This is a genomic window from Dietzia sp. 2505 (genome assembly GCF_040546785.1).
GTDB lineage: Bacteria > Actinomycetota > Actinomycetes > Mycobacteriales > Mycobacteriaceae > Dietzia.
On record NZ_JBEPON010000003.1, the window covers coordinates 1 to 18,697 of the forward strand.

The following is an 18,697-nucleotide window of genomic DNA, read 5'->3' on the forward strand; positions in this document are numbered from 1 at the left end:
AACTCCTTAGGAAACGCCTTCGGCATGGTGCACATCCTTCCAGCGTCGACACATATCGACGCAGATCAGATGTCACCTATGGGTGCAGCAGTCCCGAAGTCTGCTGTACCCAGATCGACCCGCGCGCGATTGAAGTCAGAGCGCGAATCGCTGATACAAAGCGCCGGACTCCCGGTAGCCCAGATGTTCGAGTCACGCCAGGGAACCTTGCGACAACACTGCAGCGTCTCACAGCGTCACTTTGAGAATTGGGGAGTTTATCTCCGGACTCGACCTCCTAGGAAACACACCGCAGCGGAAGCTCCATGGCAGCGTTCACCGGGAGCTGGAAAGTTGACCCTCCCCACCGGAGGGTCTTTTGCTACCCGCAGAGAAGCCACACCAGCTGCATAACAGCAGAGTTGCGGACGTCGCCATCCCAATGCCCGCTCTGGTCCCTCGCGGCCGGTTCTTGCAGCGCCGTTGGTGCGGGTCCACGCTTGACCTCAGGGATCCATTGATGTCGTAGTCGTCTGATTGGATTCATCCACAGCTGGCATCAGGGCGGACTGCCGCCGCGAAGCAAGAGACCCGCTGTAACCGGCGGTGCAGCGGCACGAGGGCCCACCATGATGAAAGGCCAACAATGGAACTCCAACCGATCAGTGATCCTCTCGGGGCCGCCACTCAGGTCACCGTCTCGCTACCGCTGCCCGACCCCCGTCATTTCGCACCGCTGGATCAGGTGACCGCGTTGCACCGAGCGGGTTTGACCTCAGCATCAGCGGTGTTTATCGATGATCCCACGGCGGATCGCAGCCAATGGCCTAGCGAGGACGCGGCGTTCTTCAGGGCAATCGCTGATGCCGAGTCGGAGTCGACTCTGACGCCCCTGGTGTGGGTGAGGGTTCGCACCGCACCCCGCTACCCCTCGCTGCGCGAGGTCAAAGCCGAGCGGTTTCCATTCCCGTCTAGAAACGAGGTGCCGCGGGAGCCGGGGTGGCCAGCTGACTTCGGCGGAACACCGGCAGAGACCGTGAACCGGTACTTGGTCGACGATGCTGGGGCGCGTCTTGTTCAGCACGTCCCACCGGGCGACGGCTGGCATCGCGTCGCCTGGATCGGTCAGGACCTCGGCGATGCCAGCATGCCGTTCCTGTTGTGTGAGTGCGCCCTGCAGTACGTGATCGATTCTCGGGGCCAAAGGACCCGCTTCGGCAACGACGAAACCTGCGTGTACCGGACCGCCGCGGCCTACCTGCGGGCACTGTCCTGCCAGCGGGACTATCCCGAGAGGACTCCAGCCGCGTTGCGGGAGATGGTCGATGCCGCCCTGGCCGGCCAGTGGCTTGGGCAACGCAGTGGCGATCGACTGTGGGGCTCGAACCTGTATCTGCAAACAGTATCCGCGGTGCTTGATGTGCCGATGCCGTGGCAGCTAGCCGCAGCTGCAGTCGAAGCAGGGCTAATCAGCCTCGACGGGGCTGTTGTGGGTCTCCCACAACCCGTCCGGGCAGCTCCGGTTGGACCTGTCATGGATTGGGACAGCAACCAGGAATCCGACGGCGACTGGGTCGTCTGGTGGGCCCGTCTCGATGGCCGCTACCAGGTCGAAGTCACCCGCCACCCCGACAACACCAGCCACGGGACCATGGCCATCTTCGACCACGCCACCAACGACACCATGATCCACACCGAGCAGGTGCGTCTGGCGTACGGCGCGGTCTTCGGCCCGGACACAGGCGACGTCGATGCGTGGATGGGGCGTGCCGTGCGCGTAGCCGACGAGCACGGCGGATAGGACCTGGAACTCGCCAGCAACCGATAGACCTAGCGCGACTCACGCCGCCAACGAAGGTTCCATCCGGCGAGACACTCATCGATCGAGAACTACGAAAAGACTGCGCGTCGGGATTGTCACCCCTCGCTGCAGCTGGGAAATCTAGGCTGCTTCCAGCGTGAGTGTTCAGCTCGTTACGCCCAGCGTGATGCCGTCCGCGAAGCGGATTCCAGTGCGGCAGCAGCGTCGTGGCCGCGGGTGCACCATTGAACGGGCGAGAGTCCACGCAGGTCCTCATTGGGGGAGCTCAACCACAACAGCGCTGTCCACTCGTCTGCGGATTCGGTGAGTTTTCGCCAAAGGGCAACGAGGGCCGGGTGCACGTCGTCGCCTACGACCTGCCAGGTCGGACAGACCCATCGCTCGTTCTGCAAGCGGGCAGCGAGCACGGTGCCCGCGGCTATTCGGCGATAGATCGAGGACCGCGATTCGCCGAGAACTTCCGCCACTGAGGCGGGTGTGTAGAAGGGGCCCACCGCAGCGTCCAACTGCGTGTCGGCGGCGGCGCCGGAGATGGTTCGCGCCGGCGAAGGGTCCATACCGACATTGTCCTGCGCATCGCGCCACTGGAACACCCCTTGGAACAAATGGTGTGTCCCCGGGCTCCACGAGCCCCAGGGCGAATCACACATCTTTGCCCAGCTCTCGTTGCGCGGACCAGACCGCCCCACCTGGGAGCGTGCGTGCACGTCAGTGGCCCTCTTTGGTAGCGCTCCCGTTCGGCTTACCGCAAGATTCGCAGCGAGGAAATCGGCATCTCCGCCTTGCCGGTTCGGGAAAAGTAGGCAAGAATCACCGACATCGGAATCATTGCCTCCCAATGCGGGGGCATGGTTCCTTTTTTTTTGAGAACGGAGGTCCCTAGAACGACAGACACACCCCGGACATGACTGTGGGCCGAGCGCTAACTCGGCCCACACTCAGAGATTTTGTTCGGCGATTGCAGTCGCCGTCCTACCCCACCGCTTACCGAGCGATATGGAGCTTTCGCATGTCATCATCACCCCTACCCCTGTTATCCGTCAAGCCCCGAAGCCGTAGCGCTGGGCTTGCCGCGAATCAGTCGGCGCAGATTCGACCCACTCCCGTGTCAGTAGTCACCGCGCGGCGCGGTGTGCGGCGAAGCCCCGCGCAGTTGCAGAGCCTGTTGCAGCCCACGGTTGATCGGGGCCTTGCGATGGAGCTGCTTGACGATCCAGAAGTTCTGGCGCGCGCGATCGCTGGGTGCCGTGTGATCACCTCGGTCGACGGGAAGAAGGTCCAGGTCAATTCACTGCGTTGGTTGTCGACGATCTCGGTGCGTCAACTAGTCGGGGTGCGCCGGCTGGGTTCGCACCACGGCGCACGATCGACGTTGGCTACTCACTCCACCCGCCTCGATGGCCGCACTCATCTCGTGTTTGCAGAGTCCCTGCTCGAGGGTGCCTGGATGTCGGTCTTGGATCGTCGAGATGATGTGCACGGCTATCTGGGTCAGGGATGTGCGGTGACCTGGCCAATTAGCGATCTCGGCTACCTCCATCATTTCATCGACATCCTGGCCGATACCGACGATGGGATGACCCTGCTGTCGGTCAAGCCCGGCCATCTGCTGACCGGTTTCAACGGGCTCGTGCTTGAGGAGCTCCTCCCCGACTCGTGCCGTGCGCATGGGGTCGGTTACGAGTTGCTGGGATCTCTCTCTGACCAGTGTCGCGTCAATCTGCGTGCGCTAGCGGCATGGCGCTGGAAGCAGCCGGTTGAACGCGAGGAATGGTGGCGTCCGGGAACGCCGGGCGCCACCATTTCGGTGGCACGCTTGGCCCGCCAGCTCGGCGGCGCAGAACTCGGACGGGGTCGGGCACTGCTGGCGCTGGCGCAGAACCACCTGGATATAGACCTCGATCAGCCGATTCGCACTTCGACGATCGGGGTGTGGCGATGAGTGAGCGCAACTGGTTCGGACTGTCCTCCGAGTTCACCTACGGGGCCTTGCGCGTCTCGGTGCACTCGATCAACACCGACGCCTCGCCACCGATCGCGATACTCATCGACGAGACCGGCGAGCGTCACGAAGTGCCACTGTACGAGGCGATACGACTCTTTAATGAGGAAGCCGTCCACAACGGTCCGGCGCTTGACGATTCGAAGTCGCACCTGGCTGATTCGCTGGAGGGATTAACCCAGAAGCAGCAGAAGACCGCGTGTGAGCGGGCCGGCCATGTCCGCGAGATCCTCTACGGCGATCCCAGCGGCATGATCAGCGCTGATTCTGACGCACTGTTTGACCCGGCCCGCTCGCCACTGATGACGCGGATCGCCCTCAAAGCCGAACAGTTGGCTGGCGCGCGGGGCTACTCGAGAAGTTCCCTGCATCGCATGGTGTCGACGTACGAAGTACACGGCACGCGAGGGCTCGCTCCGCACTCCCGGAACGCGTCCGAGCCGGCGCGACCCACCGACGGTGTGGATGACGAGGTACTCGACCAGATCTACAAAACGCTGAACGAGATAGCCCGCAACCGTTCGACTATGACCCTTAAAGCCTGTCTGGTGCGTGTCCGTACCGATCTGGGCAAGGCGGGGCTCGACGTCTCGGACCTGACTCACCACCGCATCAAGTCCATCGTGGAGCAGATCCACCAGCAGCTCAAACTCCGCCACACGGCACGCAGTCGCCGCAGTCTCCAATCGCGTTCAACCAGGGGTCGGCGGCGGCCGCCTCCGTCGTATCCGGGCGAGCAGATCGAGATCGACTCCACCCAGCTCAATGTGATGGTCGAATCGCCGTCAGGCGGAAAACCGCTTCGCCCTTGGGTCATCGTGGCAATCTGCATCCTGACCCGCGTGGTGTTCATGCGGATCACACCGCAACCTCCCACCAGCCGCGATGTACGGATGCTGCTGTGGGACATCTACGGGCCCACCGTCACCGAACACGGTCCCGAAGACGGGGCGCTGCCGCTGGGCGTCCCCGAATCAGTGACCGTCTCAGGGCATCCGTTCCGAATGAACATCGGCACCGTGGTCATGGACCACGGAAAAGAGTTCGAGAACACCTCGGTAGTCGAGTTACTCGGGCGTTGGGGATGCGACATCGCTTACGCCCGCACGCGCACTGGCTCTGACAAGCCGTACGTCGAATCGATGAACCGGACGTTGGACCTGTTCCAGCAGGACTTAGAAGGCTATGTCGGTCAGGGACCTGAGCACCGCGGCGAAAGTATCGACGGAGCACTGTCGTTCCGAGCGTTAGATGCGATTTTGAAGGCGTGGCTGATGAGCGTGTACATGCATCGTCCACACTCTGGCCTGCCTGCTCGAAGTGGCGATGGAAAGTCATACTTCTCGCCGGCCCAGGCATACGCGCTGGCGATACGACGCGGCGCAGTGCTGGACTGCCCCCTGACTGCCGACGACATCTACACCGTCCTCGATAGCGCCAGAGTCACCGTCTCCTCCGACGGCGTCCGTTGTAGAGGGCTGCGCTACGACGGGCCCGCGCTGAGCAGCATCAAGAGCGGGAAGGTCTCCCCACAGATGTCGCTGAGTCGCCGGAAGACCGTGAGATTCGACCCCAATGACCGCTCACGGGTGTTCTTCCGCGACGATGAGGGTAGGTGGCATGTGCTGCATGCCATTGACCGAAACGGCAGTACTTTTCCGCCATTCAGCGACTCGATCGCTTCCGAGATCGCCGCGATGGACGCACGAAAACTGCCCTCCGATGAGGCGGACGTGCGTAATCGCACCGCCTTCGTAGAGGTCATCGACAAGCTAGCTCGAACCCATTCCCACAATCTCGATGTTGACCGGATGCGGATCCTTGACACCGTCCCCGACCCGGTCGGCGTGCCCAGTGTCCTCGACGACGAAGACGAGGCGGACGACGTGGTCGATCCCCTAGTTCTCCGGCTCGACGACTGCGTCAACTACCCGATCGAGGAAGGGGACCTGTGGTGAACGCTCCCCTCTTCGCCCGGCCACTTTCCGTTCAAGAGCCAGAAGATTGGCCATTCCTCCCTCGACGCTGCCCCACTCTGCCGTCGGCATTTGATCATCACGATCGCGACACTGTCTGCGCCTGGATAAACCAGCTCAAACCCATCGAGACGTCGGACATCAAGACCATCGAGGACTCGATGTGGCACCAGCTCAAGCGCAACGGCCACCAGTACCAAGGGGGCCGGCAGATCCTGGCCGTCGACGGCGAAGCCGCGCTCGGCAAAACTGAGGCAGTCACCACCGCACTCCTGCGCGTTCACGACGTCTTGATCCAAGACGCCCCGATCCCCGCGCTGCCCGAGGCGCAGGTGCGCCATTGCCCGGTGGTCTACATCGCCGATCAAGGGGCGAGCTTTCCAAGACTAGTTAAGGCGATCGCTCGGTTCGTGCAGTCGGCATTGCCACTCAAATCATCGACTAGCGCCGATGAAGTCCTTGAGCACCTCGCCCGCTTGCTTCCCAACTTAGGCACCAAGCTCATCGTCATCGATGACGCTCACATGCTCCGCCGAATCGGGGCAGGCAGAGACCTCACCGACAATCTAAAACGAGCCGTGGACCGGCTCCCCGTCAGCTTCGTATTCGTTGGAGCCGGATTGCAGAAGTCTGCACTGTTCAAGACCAGTGGAGAACCAGGCGAATACTCGGCGGCGACACAGCTCGCACGACGCATCAAGAATATTCAGCTCACTCCGCTGACCACAGAAAAGCAACAACCGGCCTGGAACAATCGAGTCAACAATCTCGTTACCGAAATTGAAAAGGTTCCCAGCTGGGACTGGTCAGTCCTACGTGATCACACGTTTCGTCAGAACCTCTTTACAATTAGCAAAGGCTCTACCGGCCTGACGTTCTACCTCGTCAAAGAAACAATGACCACCGCCATCAGCAAAGGAGAAACCCCAACAGCAGATCATCTCTTGGCGGTCGCGAGAGGGATAGCGCCGTGACTCTCCCCCTCACCATCCCGCTGTGGCCCGACGAATCAGTCGACAGTTGGATCGAGACACTCGCGAGTCTGAATGGATGCGCGCCTCGCGACATCGCGACCCAATCAACTCTCAACAACGGCGGCAATGCGGCCCCGCTGACCCGATCGCTTCGGATAGAGACTGCCCAAGCGCTCGAGACGACTACAGGCGTCCATCACGCGGAAATCATGCGGGCGACTCTCAATCGCTACCAAGTTGCAGGCCTGCAACCCACCCACGGTCGGCGTGTCGCAGAGGGCACGTGGGCAAACTATCCGGGAACGAAGTTCTGTCCAGAGTGCCTCAAAGAAAGGGGGTTGAGATGGACCCTTTCGTGGCACCTGAGCTGGAGAAACGTGTGCCTCGCGCACAACTGCATCCTAATGGCTCACTGCCCCGCGTGCGGAACCCCTCCACGAGATTCCGCCCACCCACACCCACGCACTCTCACCGATTCCACCGGCACCGCACGCGGCACAAAATGCACGTGGGCCTGCGCCACAGAATTTCTCTCATCGTGCGTGCCCGAGATTCTGCCTGCCGCCTCCTCCCTTCTGCGCACAGAACGGACCCTGTCCCAGGTTCTAGGGACGGGGCAGGCCGAACTCCAGTACACCGATGGGGCACCACTCCCGGCCAGACACTTCTTCTCCGATATGACGCTACTGACGCGGTCCGCGCTCACCGCGATCAAGGCGAATGAAATCAACTCTCGAACTGTTGAAGACTCAGGTTTGTCGAGACTCTCGTTCTCAGTTGACGTCAGTGACGCCTTCGCACCGCCGTACCGTGGCAACCTTCGGCTTGACGATCAACCAAGGCCAGCCCCGATGGCACTGGCCGCCACAATGGCACTGGAGGTCCTGGCCGACCCCCGCACCCGCGAAAACAACTTCGCTCTGCCGGATGGCCACTGGCTAACGGAGCAACGAAGCAAGGTCATCGTCGACAAAATGCGCAGAATCGGCGCCTCTCTTCACAGTCGATACCTAGAGCGGCTGCTCGAAAGCAGGCACCCACGCAAAGCCAAAGGTGGCTCCTCGATATCTGATTCTCACGGGCATCGAAAGGCAGCGCACTCGGCCATCGCGCTCACCAAGGCACGTTCGCACTCGATCGACGCCATGTCCCTACCATCTTGCCTCTGGCCAGAGGCCGTGCGACGCGCACCCGAGATGCCCGCACGCGTCGCCCGCGGCTACCCCTACCTCGCCCCCATCGCATTGGCGGCAATGGGCCGAAAACCGGATCTCGAAAACCTCGCCATTCAGTTCGGAATCGAAGCCGACGAAGACTCGATACGAACCGCGCTGAACCATCTCGTTTCCAACGAGGCCGGTGTGGAAGCTGTCGAATACCTCGCGAACCTACACGACCACCTCCGCGAGTGTCCGCCACCAATTGACTACCGGCGACGCCGAAGACTCTTCCCCGCACCCGCACACCTCGATCGCAACGAGAGCGAGCTCGGATCCACGCGACTACGCCGGCTCGCTCGGGCCGGAGGCTACTACAAGACCGAGGCTTTCATCTGGAAGATCAACCGCTACGTGTGGCAGGTGCTTACCGGCTACGACCCGTTCGTCACCCAAGGAGCGCAGCTCCTCCATGGGCCCGCAGCCTACGAGTACCGCAAGTTCGTCCAGAGCATGCCCCCAGATCTTCAGCAAGCGGCCGGTGAGGTCGCCGAACAGCTGCTACTGCGTCACCGCATCGGAGAACCCGTCGCCTACGACCTGGTCTGGAACGATGCGGTTGGCACATGGTCGGAAAGCGGCGAACCGACCCACTTCCTGCAGGACACAGGCCGCACCGATCTACGACGCTCCAGCCTGTCTGTTCAAATCGCCGCCTCAACAGCCGGTGATCCCGAAGAACTAATCCACCTAGCTTTGGCAGGCGAACACCATCTCGCCCTGCGGATTTATCGATTCGTTCTCACCCACAATCTGCCAGCAAAAGAAGCCCGAATCGCTCTCGGGCTCTCGATAGCTCAGATAAGCCGAGAAACCACACGAATCGAATCCGCACTCGGCGAGGAGCTGTTCTTCCGCCAGCCTCGTCGACCCCGTCAGCTCACACCTGCAGGTCGCGAACTCGCTGCGATCGCACGTCCCTACCTGGCGGACCTGCAACGCGTCGCTGGTCCCGCTGCTTTGCCACCCGATTTGTCGCTTCTCGACCCGCCCCCGGTCAAGCGCCGCTAGCGAGTGAATCGTGATGTTAGCAGTGGGGCTGCCCGTTGTTGATGATCAAGACTCGGGAGGCAATTGCTCTCACCGGCGCTTGGCGCGGGGTGGAAGAAAGTCCTGCGGCAGGTTGCCGGAGCGCACATTATCGGCACTTGAGGTCTTCCCGTTCCTGATCAGATTGAGCGAGTTCGTCTTTTCGTAGTCCGGTGCCTCTCGGTCGCCACCGGATGCAGAGCCTGTTGCAGGCGCCTTTGGCGACCCCGAATCGGGTAGCCCGACGGTATGCGACCTGTGATGGGGGAGCCACTTGGAAGCTATCGACGCTTGGACTCAATCGCGCCGCCGCTGATTGTTCGTATCGAACTTCCACTTGGGGTGTCGGGATACTCGACGCTGACGGGTTTGGGGCGAGGCGGAGGGACGGCAACCGCTGGGGCGATGTTGTCAGAGGGGGGCCGCTCCAACAGCTGTGATTTCCGCACACGCTGCACAGACCCCACGCACTGGCGGCGCTTGTTGGGCCGGTCGAAGTGAGGCACCAGCTTGCCGTTTGTTCCAAGTGGTGAGTGCTGGCCACAGTCGTCGCACGTGGCCCATTCGGCACTACTATCAGGCGTCATCAACAGCACCTATTGGTCGAGTGCTGCTTCATAGAAGGCGTCTGCGAGTGTTGTGATGACGGCGTTAATGGCGGGGCCGTCGCTGAAGAAGTAGTCGGCCATGGTGTTGTGGGCTTCCTGGTTTTCGACCACGGCTTCGATGACCGCTGACTGGAAGTCCTGCGACTCCATGAACTGCTTCTTGGAGTTGACCGTGGTCTGTTTGATCAGGTCAGGGTACGCGAGCAAGCGTTGCACTAGTCCTTGGACGAACTCGCGGACCTGGGACTGAGTGAACGCTTCGGCGCCGAACAGATCGTTCATTTTGTCGATGACGACTTGCAGGGCAACGAATTTTGGCTCTTTCCTGGTGCCGGTGCCGGCAGCGCTGATTCCCTTGAGCTGGCCGTCACCGGTGAGTGAGATGTCGACGGCATCGCCCTTGGTGTGTTTGACCCCGACCAGGACCACGTCAGAGAGATCTACCTCCGCGGCCCAGGCAGAGTCCGCGATGACCCTGTCCAGAAGCCGCAGGAAGATCGACAGCATCTCCATGTATGGGTCGCCGTAATCAACTATCTGGCTCATGAAGTCATACAGTCGGACGTAGGTGGACACATCCTTGCGGAACAGATCGAGCGAGTTGAGCGTGACCTTGTCGTCGGCCTCGAGCGCGGCGGCATACCGGCGGGCGAACTCGTGCTTGGCCGGGCTAATCGCGGCCGAAAGCGCGTTATTGCCCTTGCGGGAGACCCACAACTCGGCGACATCGCGCACCTGCTCTGGGGTGTAAATCCCAGGCTGGGCGAGCTTGGTCGCCAGGTGGGCGACAACATACGGGTCGGTTTCGGTTTCGATGGTGGCACCGGTGAAGTACGGCTCGAACGCGGCTCGGATGTCCTCGGGCTTGTTGACGAAGTCGATGACGAACGTCTTGCGCTTGCGCTCCCCGCTTGCGGTGCGGTGGGTGCGGTTCAGTCTGGAGAGCGTTTGCACGGCGGTGACCCCGGAGAGCTTCTTGTCGACATACATCGCCGACAACAGCGGTTGGTCGAACCCGGTCTGGAACTTATTGGCGACCAGCATGATCGTGTACGTGGTGCCCTTGAACGCTGCGGCAAGGTCTGAGCCGGCCCCCGGGTTCATGTTGGCCTCTGTGAACTCGTCGTCCTTGCTCGGCTGTGGACCCCACTCCGATGCCCATTGCTCGTGTTCGTCCATCGTCACCGATCCAGAGAAGGCGACTAGGGTGCGGTAGTTGTACGAGGCATCCAGCGCCGCTCGTTTGGTGATGTAGGCATCGATCGCCTTCTTGTACTTCACCGCGGCCTTACGCGAGTCGGTCACGACCATTGCCTTCGCTTTGCTCTCGAGCAGGTGAGCGACGTTGATGTGGAAGTGCTCCACGATGATCCGTACCTTCTGGCTGATGTTCGTTGGATGCAGCTTTACCCAGCGCATCAACCCCTTGTGCGCCGCGGACTCCTCCACCTCACTGCCGCTGCCGTTCGTGGCATTGCCGGCGATCTTCAACGCAGTGTCGTAGGTCTGGTACCCGGTGAGAACGTCGAGGATGTAACCCTCCTCGATCGCCTGCCGCATCGAGTAGAGATGGAATGAGGTCGGCTTCCCGTCGATGCCCTCGCGACCGAACAAATCGAGGGTCTTGTTCTTCGGCGTTGCGGTGAAGGCGAGGTAGGAGATGTTCTCCGATTCGGCCCGCTCGGCCATCTCCGAGGCCAGGATCGACTCGACGTCGAGGGTGCCGCCCTCCTCGATCTCTTTGACCTCTTCGGCGGTCAGAACGGCTTTGAGCTTGGAGGAGATCTGACCGGACTGCGAGGAGTGAGCTTCGTCGGCGATCACTGCGAACCGTCGGCCCTTCATCGACGAGTCTGCCCGGATTGCGTCGAGGGCGAAGGGGAAGGTCTGGACCGTCACCGCGATGATCAGCGCCCCGTCCTTCAGCGTGGTCGCCAGCAGATCGGATTTCGACATCGCGCCCGCTTTGCGGACGTCTTCGGCACTGATCGTGGCGACGATTTTCCCGGATCCGTCGATTTGCCGGATCGCGTCTTGGAGCTGCCCGTCGAGCACGGTGCGGTCCACGACCACAAGCACCGAGTCGAAGACCTTCTTGTCGTCGATGTGCATACGGGCGAGCCGGTGCGCGGTCCAGGCGATGGTGTTCGTCTTTCCCGACCCGGCCGAGTGCTCGATCAGGTATCGGTGGCCGACCCCTTCTTCGCGAATGGCAGCGACGACGTTCGTCATGGCCTCCCACTGGTGGAACCGAGGGAACAGCATGCTCGTCCGGGATACCGACGTCCCGGTGGTGACGTCCCACTCCTCCTTGGTCTCCACGATCATCAGCCGGCCGATGATGGTCAACCAGGATTCCTTGTCCCAGACCCGCTCCCACAGGTACGCGGTGGCCGATCGCCCGCCCTCGGCCGGCGGATTTCCCGCGCCGCCCTCGTAGCCGGTGTTGAATGGCAGGAAGTGGGTCTTCTCGCCCTCCAACCGAGTGGTCATCGCGGCCAGATCGTTGGAGACCGCGAAGTGCACCAGTGCCCGGTGTCCGAACGACAGCAGCGGCTCCGGGCGCCCATTGGTCAGCGGATTGCGGTCCTTGCGGTACTGGTTGATCGCCTCATCGAGAGACTGGGTGAAGTCGGTCTTGAGCTCAACCGTGGCGACCGGGAGCCCGTTGACGAAGAAGACTAGGTCGATGCAGCGCTGGTCGGCGGTGGAGAAATGCACTTGCCGCATCACCCGGACCCGCATCGCCGCGTATTGCTCATTGGTGGTCGAGTTTAGGCTGGTTTCGGGGCGGAACTGCGCCATCTTCAACCGGCCACCGCCGATGTACTGAACTCCATTGCGGAGGATATTCAGCGTCCCGCCACCGTGCTCGAGAGGCTTGCCGAGAGCAGTGGTCAGCACGTCGAGAAACTTCGCGGGCGTCCCCGCGGCTTTCAACGCCTTCTCGTACGCCCTCTGCTGAGTTTCCTGCAGCCAGGCGAACAGGTCTTCGGGGAACAATGCCCGCTCCCGGTCGTAGCCGGTGTCGTTCGCCGAGTACAGCCACCCATGAGACTCCAGGTACGTGCAAATCTCGGACTCAAAGACGACCTCATTGTGGTCAGCCATTACACCATTCCTCGCACGTCGATCTGGCCCGTCACCGAAGCTGTGATTAGCGCCGACCGCCTCTCACGAGACAACTCGACGAAGCGCTCACTCTCCCTGATCAACCTGTCAACTTTGGCTGATTGCTCGGCAATGCGGGTTGCGACCCGGTGTTGCTCTTTCACTGGCGGCAACTTCAGTGGCAGACGACCGAACGTGGACCAATTTCGGAAGTCGACACTGCGCTGACGCACATTCGGCGCCTGCGTTGCAAGAAAGCCACTGCGGCCAAGGTAGCGGAGCAGCGCCGCGACGTAGGCTAGGTCATCGCCCGCGATCGCTTCACAGACGTGGTAGGCCGGCGTTGCATTTCCATGGCTGTCGGATACCCCGACAGCACCAGCGAAGCCGTCGAGTGCGTGAAACACGAGATCGCCAGGACGGATCTCCTGATACCCGCTCTCGGTATCGGAGAACGTGTAACCCCCTTCCCGCCTGTTGCTTCGGAGTGTAACGACGCCATCTCGGAATGCTGTTACGACGCCAAGACCAGGGCGGGCAGGACGCGTGAGCGGTTGAATAACCCGCTTAATCGTGGTACTTCGTGCATCAGCAGGATCCCCTAGAAGCGAATCGACCTCTGCGTCCAGACGCTCGCGGAGCATCTCGATCAGGTGTTGCTGCTCCTTGATAAGCGTGTCAAGGCGGGCAGTCTCACCGTCGAGGTAGTCGGCAAGCTGCCGCTGCACCTCGATCGGAGGAACCGGGAACTTCCGTGTCTTAAGAAGTGGCCACGACAAGCCGCGCTGGATATCTCCGACGCCACGAGAAGAGTTCACGTATGGAAATCGGGCGCCAGTCGATGCAAACAGGTAGCCAGCGAAGCGCCGATCCAGTCGGCACGACAACTGGCAGACAACGTAGGCAGGGCTGATAATTCCCCGCAATTCAGAAACTGCGACGGATCCCCGCCATGCCTGCTGGTTATTCATCACCAAATCGCCAGGAAGGACCAACTGGTAGGCAGAGGTGTCCTCACTGGTCGCATGAACTACCCGGTCTGTCTTATAAGGTACGACGCCCTCTCCAAGGTAGAGAGATAGCAGCGGAGCGTCCGAAATGTTCGTTCGCTTCACAGGCGATGCCAGTCGGCCGAGAGCCACGGCCTCCCAATCAAGAGGCACGCCGCGGAACCACGGAGTAGTGGTGACATCCTCCACACGGGTCATCCTTCGACCTCTCGCAGCAATTCGAGGATCTTGGCAACCTGCTTCTCCAAGTCTGCGTCGATCTCCACAAGGGGGCGGGGCCGAACGTACTTGTAGAAATGGCGGCTGAACGGGATCTCGTAACCGGTCTTGACTTTGGCCCAGTCGATCCATCCGTCTGGAACATACGGCTTCACTTCGGTGTCGAAGTAGGCGGCAATGACCTCGACCTTGCCTGCAGCGCCGGCGGTCGAGCCGCCGTAGGTGAAGGGCACGTTCTCGGTATCCCGCTTCTTAGGGTCCGGCTTGGGCTTGCCTTTGCGGTCAACGACAGGGTTGCCAGCCACGTCGAGGAGAGGACGCTCGACGGTGATGGTCCAGTAACCGAACTCATCGGCGCGCAGCACCTTGGAGTAGTCCGGGTCGGCGTCGGTGAAGTCGGCATAAAGCTTGACCACCTCGGCGCGGTCGGTGTCGCTGATCTCACGGCCCTTGTCTCCAAGGTTCTTACGCATCTTCGTCCAGAACGAGGTGCCGTCGATGAGCTGGACTAGCCCCTTGCGGTCGGCGTGCTTGGTGTTGTCGAGGATCCAAATGTAAGTGGCGATGCCGGTATTGAAGAACATGTTGGTCGGCAGCGCGACGATAGCGTCGACCAGATCGTTCTCCAGGAGCCACCTACGGATGTTCGAGGGGCCGGACTCGGCGGCGCCGTTAAACAGTGGCGAGCCATTCATGACGATGCCGACGCGACCGCCACCGTCCTCCGGGGCACGCATTTTGTGAGCCAAGTGGAGCAGGAACAGCATCTGGCCATCGGAGGTCGACGGCAGCCCCGCGGCGAACCGGCCGTACGGGCCTGCTTCCTCGCGCTCATTCTTAATCGCCTTAGCGTACTGCTTCCAGTCAACGCCGTACGGTGGGTTTGACATGCAAAAGTCGAAGTGGCGACCTGCGAATGCGTCGTCGGTGAGGGTGTTGCCGAACGCGATATTGGTGGCGTCATGGCCCTTGGCGAGCAGGTCAGACTTACAGATCGCGTACGACTGCCCGTTGTACTCCTGCCCGTACAGGCTTAGCTTTGCGTCGGGGTTCTGTTCGAGGAGGTGTTCCTCAGCTAGGGAGAGCATGCCACCGGTGCCTGCAGTGGGATCGTAGATCGTTCGGATGATGCCGGCGTCGCTCAGATCGGCACCCTTCTCAGCGAACAGCAGGTCGACCAGCAGCCGGATCGCATCCCGCGGGGTGTAGTGGTCACCGGACGTCTCGTTCGCGGCCTCGTTAAACTTGCGGATGATGTACTCGAACGCATCCCCCATGTCGGCGTTAGAAACGACGTCGGGATGCAGGTCAACAGCCTTGAATGATGAGATGACCTCGCGCAGCAGCTCTGCCTTCTCAAGGGCGAGGATCTCCTTCTTGAAGTCGAAGTACTCGAACACGTCAACGTCGGGTGAGAACCGGTCGATGTAGTCGGCCAGGTTGTCCGCCAATCCATCGGCGTCTTGGAGGAGGTTGGCGAACGAGTAGTTCGACGTGTTGTAGAACGGCCGCCCAGTGGCCTTCTTGACCTCGACCTTGAGCCGGTTCGGGTTGTCGTACTTCGCCGCGAGATTGCGCATTGTTTCCCGGTCAGGCTCGAGGATGCAGTCGAGGCGACGCAGGATCGTGAGCGGGAGGATCACGTTTCCGTACTGGTTCGGGCGGTAGGGGCCACGAAGTTGGTCGGCTATGGACCAGATGAAACTACCGAGGGTGCTCATGTCGCTCCTTGCGAGGCGTACTCAGAGTTGAAATTAGGGCCGTTCACTCGGCCTTGTACTCACCTACCGCGGCTGCGCTGCGTTAGTGGCACTGGATCGCAGAGAATCTTGTCCTACGTGTGTGCATCTTTACCGGCTGGGTCAGACACGGGCAGTTCGGACGCAGATTCTGCGTGTTCTGGCTGATCAGAGAACGGATGTGGGAGGTGTATTAAAGTGGTCGAACTGCTGTGGGACAGACCAAGAACTGTGTCTGCTCCACAGCAGGATTCGCCTTACCTCTTGAGGGCGGCGTCGAGGGTGATGTTGAGGCGGACGGCGTCCAAGAGGCTGGCCGAGAGAGCCTCGCCCGCTTCGGCTATTGTTTGCGCGGTGTGTCTGAGGTGCTCGACTTCGGTGAGTGCTGCGACCAGGCGTTGCTGATCGTCCATCGGGACCAGGGGGATCTCGAGGTCGGTGAGCTTGGCACGCTGGATCGTGGTGCCGACGAGGAACCGGGTGTTCCAGGTGCCACTGATCACCGCTGCCAGGTAGTGGGGATCCACGACCTCGGGCTTGAGCACTCTGATCTGCTCGACGACCGGTGACAGGAGATGCCCACCGTCATCGTCGACCAGGGCGCGGATGCCGGTCTGTGCGAGGACCAGGATGTCTGACGGTCTGGTCAGTTCCATGCCGTCTTCGATCAGGTCTGCAGCGAGCGGGTCGGGAAGCGTCTTGGAGGTGATTGCCCTTGCGCCCACCATTGCTGCTTTGAGTTCGTCGCTGGCATTGCGCGACGCGCGGCTTCTACCCCGCTGGAGGACGCCCTCGCGGATGAGTTCCCCGACGGTGAGGGTGCGCGAGGGTGCGTTCGTCGTGAACGCGATGCGCCCGGAAGCCCCTCCCAAGGTCTGGATGGCCTCTCTGATCGCGGTGGTGGCGCTGGCGAAGTCGGCGTGCACCTCGTCGGCAGAAGGCTCATCAGTGGCGAGCCAGCGCTGCGGGTTCAGCTTGGACTCATCGTTGACCAGGTCGTTCACCGAAACTCGAACATGCGGAACGGTTGCCAGTGCAGAGGCATCCGACAGCCATCGTGCGACGTGCTTTTCCGCGGCCTCGTCTTTCGACGCGTCGATGAGCAGCACGTCAGAGTGCTCGTCGTTCGGCCTGCGAAGCACCCACAGTGCCAGCGGAATTGCAGTGTGGGGAAGCATACGGCCCGGCAGACCGACGACGGTTTCGACGCAGCCCTGGCGCAGGAGTTCTGCACGGATCCGCTCTGCAGCCCCACCGCTGAAGAGCTGACCTTGGGACGTGATGACGAATGCACGTCCGTTTTCGGTGAGGTGCGCGATGGCGTGTTGAATCCAGGCTGTTTCGGTGGAGCCTTTTGGCGGCACGCCGAAGATGAACCTCGGGTCAGTCAGCCGCGTGTCGAAGTCCATGTGCACACCGAACGGTGGTTCGGCGATGATGACATCGGCTCGGAGGTATGGATCCGGGTCAGCGCGAACGACGTCAGCTTCCTCCAAGTGGAGCGGCACCCCGTGCAGTGCGGCTCGAACCTCGGCGACGGCGAGGGCGTACTCGTTCATTTCGTGGCCGATGTAGCTGTCGAACCCGCCGGTCTTGGCAAGTTTTAGTAAGGCGGTTGCGATTCCGCACGCGGGGTCGTACACCACGCCACCGGGACGATTCGCGGCCACGGAGGCGAGGATGTGACTGGTGCGTGATCCGATGAATCCGTGCTCGGCGCCCATTCGTCCATTGGCGCGTGCGGTCCGCTCGAGAACGAAGTCCACGACCGATGCCAACTCGGACTCGTCGACCGAATCGATCTCTGCCCGGACCTGGTCAGTCAGGTTCTGGTCGGTGTTTGGGGAGGACATCTGACGCGACAGCGCGAGTGTCGCTGGGGCGTTGTCTCCCATCGCCCGCTCGCTAATGAGCGCGATGACGATGGTGGCTGCCTGGTCGGGCGTGTAGCGGCCACGAAGGGTGTTGAGTGCGGCCCAGACCTTCGCTCCGGCTGGCACCTGGTTCACGGTGTAGCCCTGCTTGGCGAGCCAGGTCGTCACGTCGGGAACGGCGTATAGCGGCTTGGTCTTGGTGCCGGCGACCTGCGGGGGGAAGTCGTCGTGGCGTTGACGCCAGTTGCTCACTGCTGCGCGGGACACTCCGGCGAGCTCGGCGATGTCGCTTGCGGCGACGAGGGACATGGACGGGCTGCTCATGCCGCACCTTCGATGTTGATCTGGCTGGGGGTAAAGGTCACGGTGCGGGAGGCGGCCATCTGAAGACTCTTGGCTAGAGATCGCTGGTGTGCCACGACGGTGACCTTCACGCCGTGGCCGCCGAGGGCGGCGACTGTGTCTGCGAAAATCCCATCTCCGGAGACGAGGACGACCTCTTCGAATCGGTCGACGATGTTCTCGTTGTGGAGGACGTCCAGGAGGGCTTGGTCTGCGCCGTCGACTCCGCTTCCGACGACGAGGCGGGCGGCCGGCCACACGGGCCCGGTGTTGACGGCGCCCGCCCTGCTCGCTCCGACGATCACCTGCTCATAGTGTCCGAGTTTGAGTGCGGAGTTGAGCATCCTCTGTGCCCATCTCGCTTCGGCGAGTGTCCGGATCGCTCCTCCAGAGATGTTCTCGATGTCGATCAGAATGAGCCGCCTTCCACTCAGTGACGGAGGGCGCATTGTGTCGTGGTTCTCGGAGGCGGGGGTTCCGGTGGTGGCGTGGAAGCGCGGGGATCGTGTCCGGGTCATGGCATTGAACTTATTGAACTGACTCCGATATGTCAAGTGTATCCGATACACAGACTGGACCGGGTTAAACGACGTGTGAATCGACAAGGTGGCCGATGAACTAGATAGGTGTGGTTGGGGAACACCCGTACGGCACGGCTAATGGCACAGCATTCCCGCTGTGTCGCAGGGCTTGTTTCGCCGGCTGCGATACGGAAGCCGATGGGGCCTTGAGGCCAACCCCCCGCTGGTCGGAAACCAGGTGCTGCGCCACGGATGCGCCCCTGCACCGGTGGGT

At 61.6% G+C, this 18,697-nt stretch carries 10 protein-coding genes and 1 pseudogene; 6 read left to right on the forward strand and 5 right to left on the reverse strand.

Annotated elements, in window-relative coordinates; all coding sequences use genetic code 11:
- Positions 1-625: 625 nt before the first annotated feature.
- The 6 genes and pseudogenes from ABIE38_RS06900 (at position 626) to ABIE38_RS06925 (ending at position 8,981) form a co-directional block, all read left to right on the forward strand.
- Positions 626-1,780 (forward strand): hypothetical protein, encoded by a 1,155-nt coding sequence (locus ABIE38_RS06900; protein ID WP_354054819.1) that lies wholly within the window; start codon positions 626-628, stop codon positions 1,778-1,780.
- Between the two features lie 1,126 nt (positions 1,781-2,906).
- Complete coding sequence (locus ABIE38_RS06905) at positions 2,907-3,743, forward strand: hypothetical protein (protein ID WP_354054821.1); 837 nt, start codon at positions 2,907-2,909, stop codon at positions 3,741-3,743.
- Positions 3,740-5,761 carry a TnsB C-terminal domain-containing protein gene (locus ABIE38_RS06910; protein ID WP_354054823.1) on the forward strand — a complete coding sequence of 674 codons (2,022 nt, stop codon included), beginning with the start codon at positions 3,740-3,742 and terminating at the stop codon, positions 5,759-5,761. Before ABIE38_RS06905 ends, ABIE38_RS06910 begins: the two co-directional genes overlap by 4 nt.
- On the forward strand, positions 5,758-6,753 hold the full coding sequence (locus ABIE38_RS06915) for an ATP-binding protein (RefSeq protein ID WP_354054825.1): 996 nt from the start codon (positions 5,758-5,760) through the stop codon (positions 6,751-6,753). The genes ABIE38_RS06910 and ABIE38_RS06915 overlap by 4 nt, the downstream gene beginning before the upstream one ends.
- Positions 6,750-7,145: pseudogene (locus ABIE38_RS06920) on the forward strand (TniQ family protein); the annotation flags it as partial. The gene ABIE38_RS06915 and the pseudogene ABIE38_RS06920, both read left to right, overlap by 4 nt.
- Positions 7,146-7,295: 150 nt before the next feature.
- Positions 7,296-8,981, forward strand: coding sequence for a LysR family transcriptional regulator (locus ABIE38_RS06925; RefSeq protein ID WP_354055582.1), 1,686 nt, complete (start codon positions 7,296-7,298; stop codon positions 8,979-8,981).
- A 614-nt stretch (positions 8,982-9,595) separates the two neighbouring features.
- On the opposite strand, the gene ABIE38_RS06930 is transcribed toward ABIE38_RS06925, so the two are convergent.
- The 5 genes from ABIE38_RS06930 to ABIE38_RS06950 form a co-directional block, all read right to left on the reverse strand.
- Positions 9,596-12,718, reverse strand: a complete 3,123-nt coding sequence (locus ABIE38_RS06930) for a type I restriction endonuclease subunit R (RefSeq protein ID WP_354054827.1) — start codon at positions 12,716-12,718, stop codon at positions 9,596-9,598.
- Positions 12,718-13,926: a restriction endonuclease subunit S domain-containing protein gene (locus tag ABIE38_RS06935; protein WP_354054829.1), complete on the reverse strand. Its 1,209-nt coding sequence runs from the start codon at positions 13,924-13,926 to the stop codon at positions 12,718-12,720. The genes ABIE38_RS06930 and ABIE38_RS06935 overlap by 1 nt, the downstream gene beginning before the upstream one ends.
- Complete coding sequence (locus tag ABIE38_RS06940; protein ID WP_354054831.1) at positions 13,923-15,668, reverse strand: type I restriction-modification system subunit M; 1,746 nt, start codon at positions 15,666-15,668, stop codon at positions 13,923-13,925. Before ABIE38_RS06940 ends, ABIE38_RS06935 begins: the two co-directional genes overlap by 4 nt.
- Before the next feature lie 275 nt (positions 15,669-15,943).
- Positions 15,944-17,884 carry an N-6 DNA methylase gene (locus tag ABIE38_RS06945; protein WP_354054833.1) on the reverse strand — a complete coding sequence of 647 codons (1,941 nt, stop codon included), beginning with the start codon at positions 17,882-17,884 and terminating at the stop codon, positions 15,944-15,946.
- Entirely contained in the window at positions 17,881-18,420 is a 540-nt protein-coding gene (locus ABIE38_RS06950; protein ID WP_354054835.1) for an NYN domain-containing protein, read from the reverse strand. The genes ABIE38_RS06945 and ABIE38_RS06950 overlap by 4 nt, the downstream gene beginning before the upstream one ends.
- Positions 18,421-18,697: the final 277 nt, after the last annotated feature.

Coding starts and splice junctions, on each gene's coding strand:
- ABIE38_RS06910 (WP_354054823.1), top strand. CDS start 3,740: ATGAGTGAGCGCAACTGGTTCGGACTGTCCTCCGAGTTCACCTACGGG.
- ABIE38_RS06930 (WP_354054827.1), bottom strand. CDS start 12,718: ATGGCTGACCACAATGAGGTCGTCTTTGAGTCCGAGATTTGCACGTAC.
- ABIE38_RS06940 (WP_354054831.1), bottom strand. CDS start 15,668: ATGAGCACCCTCGGTAGTTTCATCTGGTCCATAGCCGACCAACTTCGT.
- ABIE38_RS06900 (WP_354054819.1), top strand. CDS start 626: ATGGAACTCCAACCGATCAGTGATCCTCTCGGGGCCGCCACTCAGGTC.
- ABIE38_RS06950 (WP_354054835.1), bottom strand. CDS start 18,420: ATGACCCGGACACGATCCCCGCGCTTCCACGCCACCACCGGAACCCCC.
- ABIE38_RS06935 (WP_354054829.1), bottom strand. CDS start 13,926: ATGACCCGTGTGGAGGATGTCACCACTACTCCGTGGTTCCGCGGCGTG.
- ABIE38_RS06945 (WP_354054833.1), bottom strand. CDS start 17,884: ATGAGCAGCCCGTCCATGTCCCTCGTCGCCGCAAGCGACATCGCCGAG.